Here is a 13,520-nt window from a genome sequence, read left to right as displayed (position 1 = left end):
GAGCCCCACGCGGGGCGTGCGAGCCGACCGTGAGCGAGGTCACTCCGGGGCGTTCTCTATGCTGCCGTCTGTGCCAGTCGCGGTAGAGATCGACAACCTCGTCGTGCGGTACGGCGAGAAGACCGCGGTCGACGGTCTCAGTCTCACCGTAACCGCCGGCACGGTGACGGCTGTGCTCGGCCCGAACGGCGCCGGCAAGACCACGACCGTGGAGAGCTGTGAAGGCTTCCGCCGTCCGGACTCCGGTCGGGTCCGGGTCCTCGGCCTGGACCCGATCGCCGACCACGACGCGCTGATGCCGCGGATCGGGGTCATGCTCCAGGAGGGCGGCGCCTGGTCGGGCGTCCGTGCGGTCGAGATGCTGCGGTACGTCGCCTCGCTGCACAGCCACCCGCTGGAGATCGACGGGCTCGTCGAGCGGCTCGATCTGGGCAGCTGCGGGCGGACGCCGTACCGACGGCTGTCCGGCGGGCAGAAGCAGCGGCTGTCGCTGGCGCTGGCGATCATCGGCCGGCCGGAGATCGTGTTCCTGGACGAACCCACCACCGGCCTGGACCCGCACGGGCGGCGGGAGATCTGGCAGCTGATCTGCGACCTGCGCGACGACGGCGTCACCGTCGTGCTGACCACGCACGCGATGGACGAGGCCGAGCAGCTGTCCGACCACGTGCACGTGGTCGCCGCCGGCAAGCTGATCGCCTCCGGTACGCCGGACTCCCTGACCGAGCACCACAAGAAGTCGCTCGAAGACGTCTTCCTCGACCTCACGAAGCCGGAACACTCATGACTACGTATGCACCCCAGCCGGGCAGCGCGCCCTGGCCGCGGAAGGTGCTCGCGCACACCCGGATGGAGTTCAAGCTCCTGATCCGCAACGGCGAGCAGCTCCTGCTGGCCCTGGTGATCCCGCTCGGGTTGCTGCTCCTCCTGGGCGGCACGGGGCTGGGCGACCGCCTCCCACTCGGTGACGGCCGGCCGATCGACGACGCCGTACCCCGCGTGCTTGCGCTGGCCGTATTGTCGTCGTCCTTCACCTCGTTGGCGATCGCGACCGGATTCGAGCGCCGGTACGGCGTGATCAAGCGGCTCGGCGCGTCACCGCTGTCTCGCACCGGGCTGCTGGCCGGGAAGATCGGCGCGGTGCTGATCGTCCAGGTGATCCAGCTGGCAGTGCTGATCGCGACCGGATTCGCTCTCGGCTGGAATCCCGCCGGTGGACCCAGGACGGTCGTGGGAGTCGTGCTGATGGTCCTGTGCGGGACCGGCGCCTTCGCTTCGCTCGGCTTGCTGATGGCCGGCCTGTTGCGCGCCGAGGCGACCCTGGCAGCCGCGAACCTGCTGTACCTGTTGCTGCTCGTCGGTGGGTCCGTGCTCACGCCCGTGGACGAGTACCCGTCTGGCATGCAGGGCGTCGTACGGGTCCTCCCGAGTGCCGCGCTGGCGAACGGGATGGCCAACTCGACCGTGGAAGGCGTGATCCCGTGGGCCGCCGCGCTGTCCCTCGCCCTGTGGGCCGGAGTCCTCGGCTACCTGGTCTCCCGCACGTTCAAATGGGACTGACCTCGAGGGGATGTCTCCCAACCCCACGCCTACTGCGCGGCACTCGGCGGGCACCTCGCTGCACTGGAGGGAAGGGAACGATGGATCCGCATCGCCCCCTTCCCTCCAGCACACCGAGGCACACCGCCGAGTACCTGCTCGCGACGGCGTGGGGTTGGGAGACATCCCCTAGAGTGTGCCGGTGATGAGCACGGAGACCCCGCCCCAAGAGACCGAGCCGGTGAGTGGATTCTGGCGCCTGGTGCCCGCGCCGAGTCTGGACGTCGTCCGGCGCTGGGGCTGGGCCTCGGTGGTGGCGAACATCGCGATCGTGGTGACCGGTGGTCTGGTCCGGTTGACCGGCTCCGGCCTCGGCTGCCCGACCTGGCCGTCGTGCACCGACGAGTCGTACGTCCCGCACGCGGCGCTCGGTGTGCACGGCGCGATCGAGTTCACCAACCGGATGCTCGGTTTCGTGGTCGGCGTCATCGCGATCTGCACCTGGCTGGTGGTGATGCGGTATCGCCCGGTCCGCCGCGACCTGCGCCGCCTGGCGACGGCGGCCGCGCTAGGCATCCCGCTGCAGGCGATCATCGGCGGCATCAGCGTGCTCACCGGCCTGAACCCCTGGATCGTCTCGGCGCACTTCCTGGTCTCGCCGGTGATCATCACGCTGACCGTGTCGATGATGCGCCGGTCCCGGACCAGCCCCTACCCGCACACTCCCCCGGTGGTCCGCGCGCTCGCAACCGCTGCGGTGGTGGCGGTCTGGCTGACCGTTGCCCTCGGCACCATCGTGACCGGCGCCGGCCCGCACTCGGGTGACCCGGACACCGGGCGGAACGGATTCGACCCGGAGCTGGTCGCGCAGCTGCACGCGGACATCGTGTTCGGCCTGCTCGGCATCTCCGTCGCGCTCGTGATCGCCACCCGGGTCACCGCGACCTCGCGGACGTTGCGGAAGCTGGCGGCGTGGATGCTGGCCGTCGAGCTGCTGCAGGGCGCCGTCGGCTTCACGCAGTACTTCACCGGCCTGCCGTGGGGCGTCGTGCTCGTCCACATGTTCCTGGCCGGCCTGCTGATCGCTCTGGTCACTGCCGTGTACGGCGAACGCGGAACGCCCGCAACCTGACGGCTGCGGGCGCCCCACTCACCTCAGAACTTCACTCGGTAGACGGCACCTGGTCCGAAGACCGGGGCCGAGACGAACAGCTGGCCCCACCGGTTGAACGCTGCCCCGCCCGGCAGGATCAACTTGTTGCGGACCAGCTCCTTGCGGTAGCCGGCCTTGTGGTGCCGGCCCTGGAACTGCAGGATCAGCGCACCGACCTGTGGTTTGCCGCTGAGCTCGAACTGCAGCCAGCTCGCCTTCGCCAGCTCGACGACCGCGATCGTGCCGTGCGGACCGCCGGCCAGGTCGACGATCGACGTGTAGCCGTCGGCGTACCGCTTGCAGTTGCCCTTGTTCGGCTTGGTCGGGTCACACACCGCGCCCACCGAGCCCGGCCTGATCCGCCAGATCTCCGACGTCCCCGGCGTGGCCGGGAACCCGCGCAGCTCACCGACGTACCAGTAGCCGTCCGAGCCGACTGTCACCGACGTGGCCACCGCTTCCGCCACGAACGGCGTACCCGCCGGCGGCGCCGACGAGCCGAGACCGGCCGGGACCTTGACCGTGCGCGGCTTCAGCCGAGCCACGGTCTTGATGTGGCCGTTCGGCCAGACCCGGAGCAGGTCGTTGTTCGCCGCATCGGACACCAGGACCGTGCCGTCGCGCAGGGCCGCGACGCCGAACGGGTTGGACTCGGTCGGTGAGTCGGCCTGGTTGTACGGGTCCGGGTCGTGCGCCTGGTACTTCGCGATGTCGGCCACCACGACCGGCGACTTGCCCGGACGCAGCCGGTACAGCGTCGCCCCGCCCGGCGGCGTGTCGCCCTCCGGGCCGCCGCCACCGGTCAGCGCGTAGGTGACGCCTCGGGCGCTGGTGTCGATCGCCGGAGCGAACCCGCCCGGAACCTGCCCGAGCTTCCGGGTCTTCTTCCCGTTCGTCGCGTACACCGAGCCGTCGGTGACGCTGTAGATGACGTAGCCGCGGTACGTCGAAACGCCGCGCGGACCGTCCAGACCCGTTGCCACCGGCCTCAAACTGCTGCTGTGGGCTCTCCCCGCATCGGCCTGTCCCGCCACCAGGACGGATCCGGCCAGTGCCAGTGCCGCTACTGCGGCGATACGTGTTCGTACCCCCATACGAAATCCCCCTGCTGCTGTGTCTCCCCAGGCGTGGAACGCCTCCACAGACCACACCATCGCAACATGTGGTCACGATCTGGTCAACCGGGGGACTCCCTGCGCCCACAGGGCAACAGAGGGCAACGATCAGTGCAGCAGGGGATCGATCGCGGCAGCGATGAAGAGCAGCGCCAGGTAGATATTCGAGAAGTGGAAGAGCCGCATCGGCTTCAGGGCGGCGCCGTCCGCGCCGGTATGGGCCCGGAGCAACAACTTGCGGGCCTCGCGGAGGAACACCACGCCGAGCGCGACAGCGGCCAGCGGGTAGACGAAGTTGGTGTCCGCGACCGGCCAGAGCGCGATCGAGGTGATCACCATGACCACCGAGTACGCCATGATCTGGCGGGCGGTCTGCACCGGCGTCGCGACCACGGGCAGCATCGGCACGTCGACCGAGGCGTAGTCCTCGCGGTACCGCATCGCCAGCGACCAGGTGTGCGGCGGCGTCCAGAAGAAGACCACCAGGAACAGCACGACCGGGGTCCAGGCCAGCTTGCCGGTGACCGAGGTCCAGCCGATCAGAGTCGGGAAGCAGCCGGCGATCCCGCCCCAGACGATGTTCTGCACAGTCCGGCGCTTGAGCACCATCGTGTAGCCGAACACGTAGAAGAGGTTCGCGGCCAGTGCCAGCCCGGAGGACAGCCAGTTGACGAAGAAGCCCAGCTCGAGGGTGGCCAGGACGCCGAGCACGACCCCGAAGACCGTCGCCGAGCGTGGGCTGACCGCGTGCCGCGGGAGCGGACGGCGGCGGGTCCGGCGCATCTGCTCGTCGATGTCCCGGTCGAGCACGCAGTTGATCGTGTTCGCACTGCCCGAGGCGAGGATGCCGCCGACCAGGGTGGCCGCGACGACGCCGAGACCGGGGACTCCCCCGGCGGCCAGGAACATCACCGGCACCGTGGTGACCAGCAGCAGCTCGATGATGCGCGGCTTGGTCAGGCCGACGTACGCCTTCACCACGTCGCGCACCGACGGACTCACCGTTGCAGCTGGTACAGCGGATGCGTCCGGCAGCGGCGTCGGGTACGACGTCGTCGCGGCGGGACGCGGGTCGACGGCCGTCACGAACACCTCGAACATCAGTGGGTTGACGCCGGTCGCCCGGCGCTGACGATTCAGCAGTCTACGACGGTCCGTAGGAGGGTTCGCGCACCCCCCTCGGATAGCGCGCGTCCGGTTGGGGAACAGCGACAGTTGGCGAACGGTTGACAAACAGTCGAGCGGTGCGCAAGGCAGCGAGCGGGCCACAGTAGGCTCATCCTGAGGAGCACCGGAAAACCATCGAGAGGAGCGCCGCCGGCGTGACGGAGAACACCAGCCCCAAGCTTGAATGGACCGAGCTCGACCAGCACGCGGTCGACACCGTGCGGGTGCTCGCGATGGACGCGGTCGAGAAGGTCGGCAACGGTCACCCCGGGACGGCGATGAGCCTGGCGCCGGCGGCGTACCTGCTGTTCCAGAAGGTGATGCGGCACAACCCGGCGGACCCGCACTGGCCGGGCCGAGACCGGTTCGTGCTGTCCGCGGGCCACTCCAGCCTGACCCTCTACATCCAGCTGTACCTGGCCGGCTTCGGCCTCGAGCTGGATGATCTTAAGTCGCTGCGGACCTGGGGCAGCAAGACCCCCGGCCACCCGGAGTACCGGCACACCGACGGCGTCGAGACCACGACCGGGCCGCTCGGCCAGGGCGTCGGCAACGCGGTCGGGATGGCGATGGCCGCCCGCCGCGAGCGCGGCCTGCTGGAGCCGGACGCGCCGCACGGCGAGGGTCTGTTCGACCACCAGGTCTACGTGATCGCCTCCGACGGTGACCTCGAGGAAGGCGTCTCGGCCGAGGCCTCCTCGCTGGCCGGGCACCAGCAGCTCGGCAACCTGACGGTGATCTATGACGCCAACAAGATCTCCATCGAGGACGACACCAACATCGCGTTCTCCGAGGACGTCGCGGCCCGCTACGCGGCGTACGGCTGGCACGTCCAGGACGTCGACTGGACCAACGGCGGCACCGGCTACGAAGAGAATGTGCAGGCGCTGTACGACGCCCTCGAGGCGGCCAAGGCGGTCACCGACAAGCCGAGCTTCATCCGGCTGCACACGATCATCGGCTGGCCGGCCCCGACCAAGCAGAACACCGGCAAGATCCACGGCTCGGCGCTCGGCGCAGACGAGGTGGCCGCGACCAAGAAGGTCCTCGGCTGGGATCCGGAGCAGAGCTTCCAGGTCGCCGACGACGTGATCGCGCACACCCGCCAGGCGCTCGACCGCGGCAAGGCCCTCGAGGACGCCTGGAACACCCGGTTCGACGCCTGGAAGACGGCGAACGCCGACGGCGCCGCGCTGCTCGAGCGGCTGTCGAAGCGCGAGCTGCCGGCCGGCTGGAAGGACGCGCTGCCGAGCTGGGAGGCCGACGCCAAGGGTGTCGCCACCCGCGCGGCGTCCGGTGACGTGCTGACCAAGCTGTCGCCGGAGCTGCCCGAGCTGTGGGGCGGTTCGGCCGACCTGGCCGGCTCGAACAACACCACCCCGAAGGGCCAGCCGTCCTTCATCCCGGCGGAGCACGCCACCAAGGAGTTCCAGGGCGACGAGTACGGCCGGGTGCTGCACTTCGGCATCCGCGAGCACGGCATGGGCGCGGTGCTCAACGGCATCGCCCTGCACGGCCTGACCCGCCCGTACGGCGGCACGTTCCTGGTCTTCTCCGACTACATGCGCCCCTCGGTCCGGCTGGCCGCGCTGATGAAGCTGCCGGTCACCTACGTCTGGACGCACGACTCGATCGGCCTCGGCGAGGACGGCCCGACGCACCAGCCGGTCGAGCACCTGTCCGCGCTGCGGGCCATCCCGGGCCTGGACGTCGTGCGGCCCGGTGACGCCAACGAGACCGCCGCCGCGTGGGCCACGATCCTCGAGCACACCGACCGCCCGGCCGGCCTGGCGCTGACCCGGCAGAACGTGCCGACGTTCCCGCGCGGCACCGACGGGTTCGCCACCACGGAGAACGTGCACAAGGGCGGTTACGTCCTGATCGACGCAGAGGGGGGCACCCCGGATGTCGTCCTGATCGGCACCGGTTCCGAGCTGCAGATCGCCGTCGAGGCCCGCGGCAAGCTGGCCGAGGAGGGCATCAAGGCCCGGGTCGTGTCGATGGTGTCGCGCGAGTGGTTCGACGAGCAGGACGACGCGTACCGCGAGACGGTCATCCCGGCCGCGGTCCGGGCCCGGGTCTCGGTCGAGGCCGGGATCGCGCAGAGCTGGCACGCCGTCGTCGGTGACGCCGGCCGCTGCGTCAGCCTGGAGCACTACGGCGCCTCGGCCGCCTACCAGACCCTGTACGACGAGTTCGGCATCACCACCGCCGCCGTCGTCCAGGCCGCCAAGGACAGCATCGCGGCAGCGGCCGCGATCAGCGGTCCCGGCGTACCACCGAAGCGCGCCGCCGCCGGACCGGTCGGGCCGGCCGACGCCAGCTGAAGTCACCTCCACAACAGAACATTCCGGAAGAAGGCATCGGACATGAACGATCGCTTGAAAGCACTCGCCGACGCGGGTGTCTCCATCTGGCTGGACGACCTGTCGCGCCAGCGGCTGACGAGCGGCAGCCTGGCCCAGCTGATCGACGAGAAGCACGTCGTCGGCGTGACGACCAACCCGACCATCTTCGCCAAGGCCATCTCGGACGCGGAGGCGTACGCCGAGCAGGTGACCCGGCTGGCCAACGACGGCGTCTCCGTGGACCAGGCGATCCGGGTGATCACCACCGACGACGTCCGCGACGCCGCGGACCTGTTCAAGCCGATCTACGACGACACCGAGGGCCAGGACGGCCGGGTGTCGATCGAGGTCGAGCCGAGCCTCGCGCACGACACGGCGGGCACCATCGAGCAGGCCAAGCTGCTGTGGGACATCGTCGGCCGCGAGAACGTGTTCGTGAAGATCCCGGCCACCAAGGCCGGCCTGGCCGCGATCACCGAGTCGCTGGCCGCCGGGATCAGCATCAACGTGACGCTGATCTTCTCGCTCGAGCGCTACAAGGCCGTCGCGGCCGCGTTCCTGACCGGGATGGAGAAGGCCGTCGAGAACGGCCACGACGTGACCAAGATGGCCAGCGTCGCGTCGTTCTTCGTCAGCCGGGTGGACACCGAGGTCGACAAGCGGCTGGACGCGATCGGCTCGGACGAGGCGAAGGCGCTGAAGGGCAAGGCCGCGATCGCGAACGCGCGGCTCGCCTTCGAGGCGTACGAGGAGATCTTCGACACCGACCGCTGGCGCGAGCTCGAGATCGCCGGCGCCAAGCCGCAGCGGCCGCTCTGGGCGTCCACCGGCACCAAGGACCCGTCGTACCCCCCCACCCTGTACGTCGACAACCTGGTCACCCGCGGCGTGGTCAACACGATGCCTGAGGCAACTATCAAGGCGGCCGAGGAGCACAGCTCGTTCTCCGGCGACACGGTCCGCGGCGACTACGCGGCCGACCGCAAGGTGATCGACGACCTGGAGAAGCTGGGCATCTCCTACGACCAGGTCGTGCAGGTGCTCGAGGACGAGGGCGTGGCGAAGTTCGACGCGTCCTGGTCGGAGCTGCAGGACACCGTCGCGGCGGCGCTCAAGGCGGCGGCCAAGTGACGGTTCCCACGGTAAGCACGCAGAACGGCGACTGGGCCGAGGTCGTCGGCAAGCTGGTCGAGGAGAAGATCGCGTCCCGGATCGCCGCGAAGGACGCGACGATCTGGGGCCCGGACGCCGAGCCCGAGGCCTCGATCCGGCTCGGCTGGGTCGACCTGCACGAGACGTCCCGCCCGCTGCTGGCCGAGATCGAGTCGCTGCTGGCCGACTTCCGGTCCGAGGGCCTGGACCGGATCGTGCTGTCCGGCATGGGCGGCTCGTCGCTGGCGCCCGAGGTGATCACCCGGACCGCGGGCGTCGACCTCGTGGTGCTGGACTCGACCGACCCGAGCGTGGTCGGCCGGGCACTGGCGGGTGACCTGTCGAAGACCGTGATCGTGGTGTCCAGCAAGTCCGGCGGCACGGTCGAGACCGACAGCCACCGCCGTACCTTTGCCAAGGCGTTCACCGACGCCGGGATCGACGCGGCGTCGCGGATCGTCGTCGTGACCGACCCAGGGTCGCCGTTCGAGAAGCTGGCGGCGGACGAGGGCTACCGCAAGACGTTCCTCGCCGACCCGAACGTGGGCGGCCGGTACAGCGCGCTGACCGCTTTCGGCCTGGTGCCCTCGGGTCTTGCGGGTGCCGACATCGCCGAGCTGCTGGACCAGGCCGCCGAGGCGGCCCCGGCGCTGCAGGCCGACTCCACCGACAACCCGGCCCTGTGGCTCGGTGCGGTGATCGCGGCCAGTGCGGGCCGGGACAAGGTGATCATCACGTCCGACGGCTCCGACATCGTCGGGTTCCCGGACTGGGCCGAGCAGTTGATTGCCGAGAGCACCGGCAAGCAAGGCACCGGCGTCCTGCCGGTGGCCGTCGAGGTGGGTGCGCCGGAGCTGCGCAGCGACGCGCCCGATCTGACCAACGCGCTGCTCGCCGAGAAGGCGACCAGCGGCGTGCCGACGGCGCTGACTTCGGGTTCGCTCGGTGGCCAGTTCCTGATGTGGGAGGTCGCGACGGCGGTGGCGGGCTACTTGCTCGGCATCGACCCGTTCGACCAGCCGGACGTGGAGAGCGCTAAGAAGGCCGCTCGCGGTCTGCTCGACGCGCAGCCGGAGCCGGAGGCCGCTGCCTTCACCGACGGCGCGGTCGAGGTTCGTGGTTCGGAGGGACTGCTGGACGGGGTCGACTCGCTGCAGGGCGCGGTGGACGCGCTGCTGGGCAAGCTCGACTCGGTCGGGTACCTGGCCGTCATGGCGTACCTCGACTCCGAGCGCGACGCGGACCTGCACGGCATCCGTCCGGCGCTGGCGACCAGGACCGGTCGTCCGGTGACGTTCGGCTGGGGACCGCGGTTCCTGCACTCGACCGGCCAGTACCACAAGGGTGGCCACCCCGAGGGCGTGTTCCTCCAGATCACCGGAGCGCACCCGACGGATGTCGAGATCCCGGACCGCCCGTTCTCGTTCGGCACGCTGATCTCCGCCCAGGCTGCCGGCGACGCGAACGTGCTGGCCGAGCGCGGCCGTCCGGTGCTGCGGTTGCACCTGACGGATCCGGGCGACGGCGTACGTCAGCTCTTGTCTCTGTTCGGCAACTAGACAACGGCAACTAGACAACGCGGAGGAAGCGGTATGACCGCTGAGCTCGACGACGGGCCGAAGCGCCCGGTGAACCCGCTGCGGGACCCGGAAGACCGGCGCCTGCCGCGGATCGCCGGGCCGTGCAGCCTGGTGATCTTCGGAGTCACCGGCGACCTGGCTCGCAAGAAGCTGATGCCGGCGGTCTACGACCTGGCGAACCGGGGGCTGCTGCCCCCGGGGTTCGCCCTGGTCGGGTTCGCCCGTCGGGACTACACCAACCAGGACTTCGCCCAGATCGTGCACGACTCGGTGAAGGAGCACGCGCGGACCCCTTTCCGCGAGGAGGTCTGGCAGCAGCTCGCCGAGGGGTTCCGGTTCGTGCCGGGCGACCTGACCGACGACGAGGCGTTCAAGCGGCTGCGCGAGACCGTCGACGAGCTCGACATCACCCGCGGTACGGGTGGTAACCACGCGTTCTACCTGTCCATCCCGCCAGGGCTGTTCCCGGAGGTCGTGCGGCAGCTGTCCGAGCACGGCCTGACCAACGAGACGGCCGGCTCGTGGCGGCGGGTGGTGATCGAGAAGCCGTTCGGTCACGACCTGCAGAGCGCGCGTGAGCTCAACCACGTGGTCGAGTCGGTGTTCCCGCCCGAGGCGGTCTTCCGGATCGACCACTACCTCGGCAAGGAGACGGTCCAGAACATCCTGGCGCTGCGGTTCGCCAACGCGATGTTCGAGCCGATCTGGAACAGCAACTATGTCGACCACGTGCAGATCACGATGGCCGAGGACATCGGGATCGGCGGCCGCGCGGGGTACTACGACGGCATCGGCGCGGCGCGTGACGTGATCCAGAACCACCTGCTCCAACTGCTGGCGCTGGTCGCGATGGAGGAGCCGGTCAGCTTCGACGCGTGGTCGCTGCGCCAGGAGAAGAAGAAGGTCCTGAACGCGGTCCAGTTGCCGGACCGGCTCGACCTGCACACCGCCCGCGGTCAGTACGCGGCCGGCTGGGCCGGTGGGGCGAAGGTCAAGGGTTACCTGCAGGAGGACGGGATCCCGCGCACGTCCGCGACGGAGACGTTCGCGGCGCTGCGGGTCGACGTCGACACCCGACGCTGGGCCGGTGTGCCGTTCTACCTGCGAACCGGTAAGCGGCTCGGCCGGCGGGTGACCGAGGTCGCGGTGATGTTCAAGCGTGCGCCGCACCTGCCGTTCACCAAGACCGAGACCGAGGAGCTGGGCCAGAACGCGCTGGTCCTGCGGATCCAGCCGGACGAGGGCATCACCATCCGCTTCGGCGCCAAGGTGCCGGGGACGACGATGGAGATCCGCGACGTGAACATGGACTTCCAGTACGGCGGTTCGTTCACCGAGTCCTCTCCCGAGGCGTACGAGCGGCTGATCCTCGACGTACTGCTCGGGGACCCGCCGCTGTTCCCCCAGCACACCGAGGTCGAGCTGGGCTGGAAGATCCTCGACCCGGTGATCAACTACTGGGCCAAGCACGGTCAGCCGGAGCAGTACGAGCCGGGCGCCTGGGGTCCCACGTCCGCCCACGAGATGCTCGCCCGCGACGGACGCGCCTGGAGGCGGCCATGATCATCGACCTGACCAACACCTCGTCGAGCGAGATCGCGTCGGCGCTGCTGCAGGCTCGCCGGCACGCGGGATCGCCGGCCATGGGCATGGTCGGCACGATCGTGGTCGTCGTCGACGAGGCCTCGCACCACGACGCGATGAAGGCGGCGAACGAAGCCGGGCGCGAGCACCCGTCGCGGGTGCTGGTCGCGATCCTGCGGCCCGGTCGCGGTGCGCCCGGCCTGGATGCCGAGGTGCGGATCGGCGAGGGCATTCCCGGCGAGGCCGTGCTGCTGCGGCTGCACGGGGAGCTGGCGAAGGTTCCGGAGTCGGTGATCACGCCGCTGCTGCTGCCGGACTCGCCGGTGATCGTGTGGTGGCCGGGCGGCGGGCCGAAGGTGCCGGCAGACGATCCGCTGGGCCGCCTCGGGCGGCGCCGGGTAACCGACGCGGCCGCGACCCGGCGGGCTTCGGTCGACTTCAGTGCGCGGGCCGAGGGGTACCAGCCGGGTGACACGGACTTCGCTTGGACGCGGCTGACGCCTTGGCGGGCGTTGATGGCCGCGGCTCTGGATCAGTACCCGACGAAGGTGACAGCCGCCGAGGTGGTCGGCGCGAAGGGCAATCCGAGTGCCGACCTGATGGCGTCGTGGCTGGCCTGCAACCTCGGCGTACCGGTCGAGCAGCGGAACTCGCGCGGCCCGGGGCTGACCGCCGTCCGGATGTTCACGCCGTCGGGGCCGATCGCGTTGACCCGGCCGGACGGTGCGGTGGCGACGTTCAGCGTGCCGGGGCAGCCGGATCGGCCGGTGGCGTTGAAGCGGCGGGTGACGGCGGAGCTGCTGAGCGAGGAGCTGCGGCGGCTGGATCCGGACGACGTGTACGCGAAGACGCTGGAGAGCCTGGTCGAGCGGGAGAAGCTGCCCGCGGCCGAGAAGACGACCGGGACGGCCAAGAAGTCGGCAGCGACGAAGGCGTCGGTGGCCGGGAAGAAGGTGGCTGCGCAGGCGGCAGCACCCGACTCCGCGAAGAAGGCCGCCGCCAAGAAGTCTGTCGCGAAAAAGTCTGCAACCAAGGCTGTGGCGAAGAAGGTGCCGGCGAAGCGCGTTGCCGGGAAGAAGACTGCGAGCAAGCGGGCGGCGAAACGATGACTGTTGATCCTGAACTGCTGATTCACCCCGATGCCGAGGATCTGGCCTTTCGGGTCGCCGACCGGTTCATCACCGCGGTGGTCGATGCGCAGAGCACCGGTGGCGTCGCTCAGGTGGTGCTGACCGGCGGGCGGGTGGCCGCGCGCGTGTACGCGGCGGTCGCGGAGTCGCCGGCCCGGGTCGAGATCGACTGGCACCGGGTCGAGTTCTGGTGGGGCGACGAGCGTTTCCTCCCCGCGGGCGACCCGGAGCGCAACGAGACGCAGGCGCGGGACGCCTTCCTGGCGAAGCTCGATGTCGATCCGGCGCGGGTGCATCCGATGCCGGCCGACACCGGTCAGGGCGCGGAGGCCGCGGCTGCGGCGTACGCCGAGGAGCTCGAGGCGGCCGGGTCGCCGACGTTCGACGTACTGATGCTCGGTGTGGGTCCGGACGGGCATGTGGCGTCGCTGTTCCCAGGCTATCCGCAGCTGGAGGAGCTCGAGGCGGCCGCGGTCGCCGTCCACGACTCCCCCAAGCCGCCGCCGACCCGCATCTCGTTGACGTTCCCGGTTCTGGACCGATCCCGCGAGGTCTGGTTCGTGGTTTCCGGCGACGACAAGGCCGATGCCGTCGCGAAGGCGTTGGGCGAGGAAGACATCCCGGCTGCCCACCCGAAGGGCCAGAACCGCACGCTCTGGCTGCTGGACGAGGCTGCCGCCGCCAAGCTGTCCTAGCCGTTTCGCAGGTCCGGCCCTCATCGAATCGTTCGGTGAGGGCCGAACTGTGCGGGT

11 protein-coding genes are annotated in these 13,520 nt (G+C 70.0%); 9 read left to right on the top strand and 2 right to left on the bottom strand.

What is annotated here, in order from left to right; genetic code table 11:
* Window positions 1–70 precede the first annotated feature (70 nt).
* The 3 genes from AB0E69_RS19230 to AB0E69_RS19220 all read left to right on the top strand — a co-directional run bounded on the left by AB0E69_RS19230 (window position 71) and on the right by AB0E69_RS19220 (window position 2,671).
* Complete coding sequence (locus AB0E69_RS19230) at window positions 71–787, top strand: ABC transporter ATP-binding protein (RefSeq protein WP_360147182.1); 717 nt, start codon at window positions 71–73, stop codon at window positions 785–787.
* Entirely contained in the window at window positions 784–1,560 is a 777-nt protein-coding gene (locus AB0E69_RS19225; RefSeq protein WP_360147179.1) for an ABC transporter permease, read from the top strand. The genes AB0E69_RS19230 and AB0E69_RS19225 overlap by 4 nt, the downstream gene beginning before the upstream one ends.
* A 184-nt stretch (window positions 1,561–1,744) precedes the next feature.
* Complete coding sequence (locus AB0E69_RS19220; protein ID WP_360147176.1) at window positions 1,745–2,671, top strand: COX15/CtaA family protein; 927 nt, start codon at window positions 1,745–1,747, stop codon at window positions 2,669–2,671.
* 23 nt (window positions 2,672–2,694) lie between these two features.
* Here the strand turns inward: AB0E69_RS19220 and AB0E69_RS19215 are convergent, their stop codons facing one another.
* Window positions 2,695–3,675, bottom strand: a complete 981-nt coding sequence (locus AB0E69_RS19215; RefSeq protein WP_360147173.1) for a ScyD/ScyE family protein — start codon at window positions 3,673–3,675, stop codon at window positions 2,695–2,697.
* Between the two features lie 240 nt (window positions 3,676–3,915).
* Window positions 3,916–4,908 (bottom strand): heme o synthase, encoded by a 993-nt coding sequence (locus AB0E69_RS19210; protein ID WP_360147170.1) that lies wholly within the window; start codon window positions 4,906–4,908, stop codon window positions 3,916–3,918.
* Window positions 4,909–5,129: 221 nt separating this feature from the next.
* Here AB0E69_RS19210 and tkt point away from each other — a divergent pair, with 221 nt between their 5' ends.
* From tkt to pgl, 6 genes are read left to right on the top strand one after another with little or no spacing between them, the layout of a single operon-like run.
* A complete protein-coding gene (tkt, locus tag AB0E69_RS19205; protein ID WP_360147167.1) occupies window positions 5,130–7,301 on the top strand; it encodes a transketolase in 2,172 nt (723 codons plus the stop codon).
* A gap of 42 nt (window positions 7,302–7,343) precedes the next feature.
* Window positions 7,344–8,453, top strand: coding sequence for a transaldolase (tal, locus tag AB0E69_RS19200; RefSeq protein WP_360147164.1), 1,110 nt, complete (start codon window positions 7,344–7,346; stop codon window positions 8,451–8,453).
* Complete coding sequence (locus tag AB0E69_RS19195) at window positions 8,450–10,033, top strand: glucose-6-phosphate isomerase (protein ID WP_360147161.1); 1,584 nt, start codon at window positions 8,450–8,452, stop codon at window positions 10,031–10,033. The genes tal and AB0E69_RS19195 overlap by 4 nt, the downstream gene beginning before the upstream one ends.
* A 33-nt stretch (window positions 10,034–10,066) precedes the next feature.
* Entirely contained in the window at window positions 10,067–11,617 is a 1,551-nt protein-coding gene (gene zwf, locus AB0E69_RS19190) for a glucose-6-phosphate dehydrogenase (protein WP_360147158.1), read from the top strand.
* Entirely contained in the window at window positions 11,614–12,747 is a 1,134-nt protein-coding gene (locus tag AB0E69_RS19185) for a glucose-6-phosphate dehydrogenase assembly protein OpcA (protein WP_360147155.1), read from the top strand. The genes zwf and AB0E69_RS19185 overlap by 4 nt, the downstream gene beginning before the upstream one ends.
* The gene (gene pgl / locus AB0E69_RS19180; RefSeq protein WP_360147152.1) at window positions 12,744–13,463 is read left to right on the top strand and encodes a 6-phosphogluconolactonase; all 720 of its coding nucleotides are present in this window, start codon (window positions 12,744–12,746) and stop codon (window positions 13,461–13,463) included. The genes AB0E69_RS19185 and pgl overlap by 4 nt, the downstream gene beginning before the upstream one ends.
* Window positions 13,464–13,520 lie beyond the last annotated feature (57 nt).

Source organism: Kribbella sp. NPDC026611, assembly GCF_040638345.1.
Classification (GTDB): Bacteria; Actinomycetota; Actinomycetes; order Propionibacteriales; family Kribbellaceae; genus Kribbella.
Note: the sequence above shows the minus strand (reverse complement) of the source record. Positions and strands in the feature narration are given on the sequence as shown.

Bases quoted from the DNA above. Each gene is read 5' to 3' on its own strand.
- AB0E69_RS19225 (WP_360147179.1), top strand. From the start codon at position 784: ATGACTACGTATGCACCCCAGCCGGGCAGCGCGCCCTGGCCGCGGAAG.
- AB0E69_RS19220 (WP_360147176.1), top strand. From the start codon at position 1,745: ATGAGCACGGAGACCCCGCCCCAAGAGACCGAGCCGGTGAGTGGATTC.
- AB0E69_RS19210 (WP_360147170.1), bottom strand. From the start codon at position 4,908: ATGTTCGAGGTGTTCGTGACGGCCGTCGACCCGCGTCCCGCCGCGACG.
- tal (WP_360147164.1), top strand. From the start codon at position 7,344: ATGAACGATCGCTTGAAAGCACTCGCCGACGCGGGTGTCTCCATCTGG.
- zwf (WP_360147158.1), top strand. From the start codon at position 10,067: ATGACCGCTGAGCTCGACGACGGGCCGAAGCGCCCGGTGAACCCGCTG.
- AB0E69_RS19185 (WP_360147155.1), top strand. From the start codon at position 11,614: ATGATCATCGACCTGACCAACACCTCGTCGAGCGAGATCGCGTCGGCG.
- pgl (WP_360147152.1), top strand. From the start codon at position 12,744: ATGACTGTTGATCCTGAACTGCTGATTCACCCCGATGCCGAGGATCTG.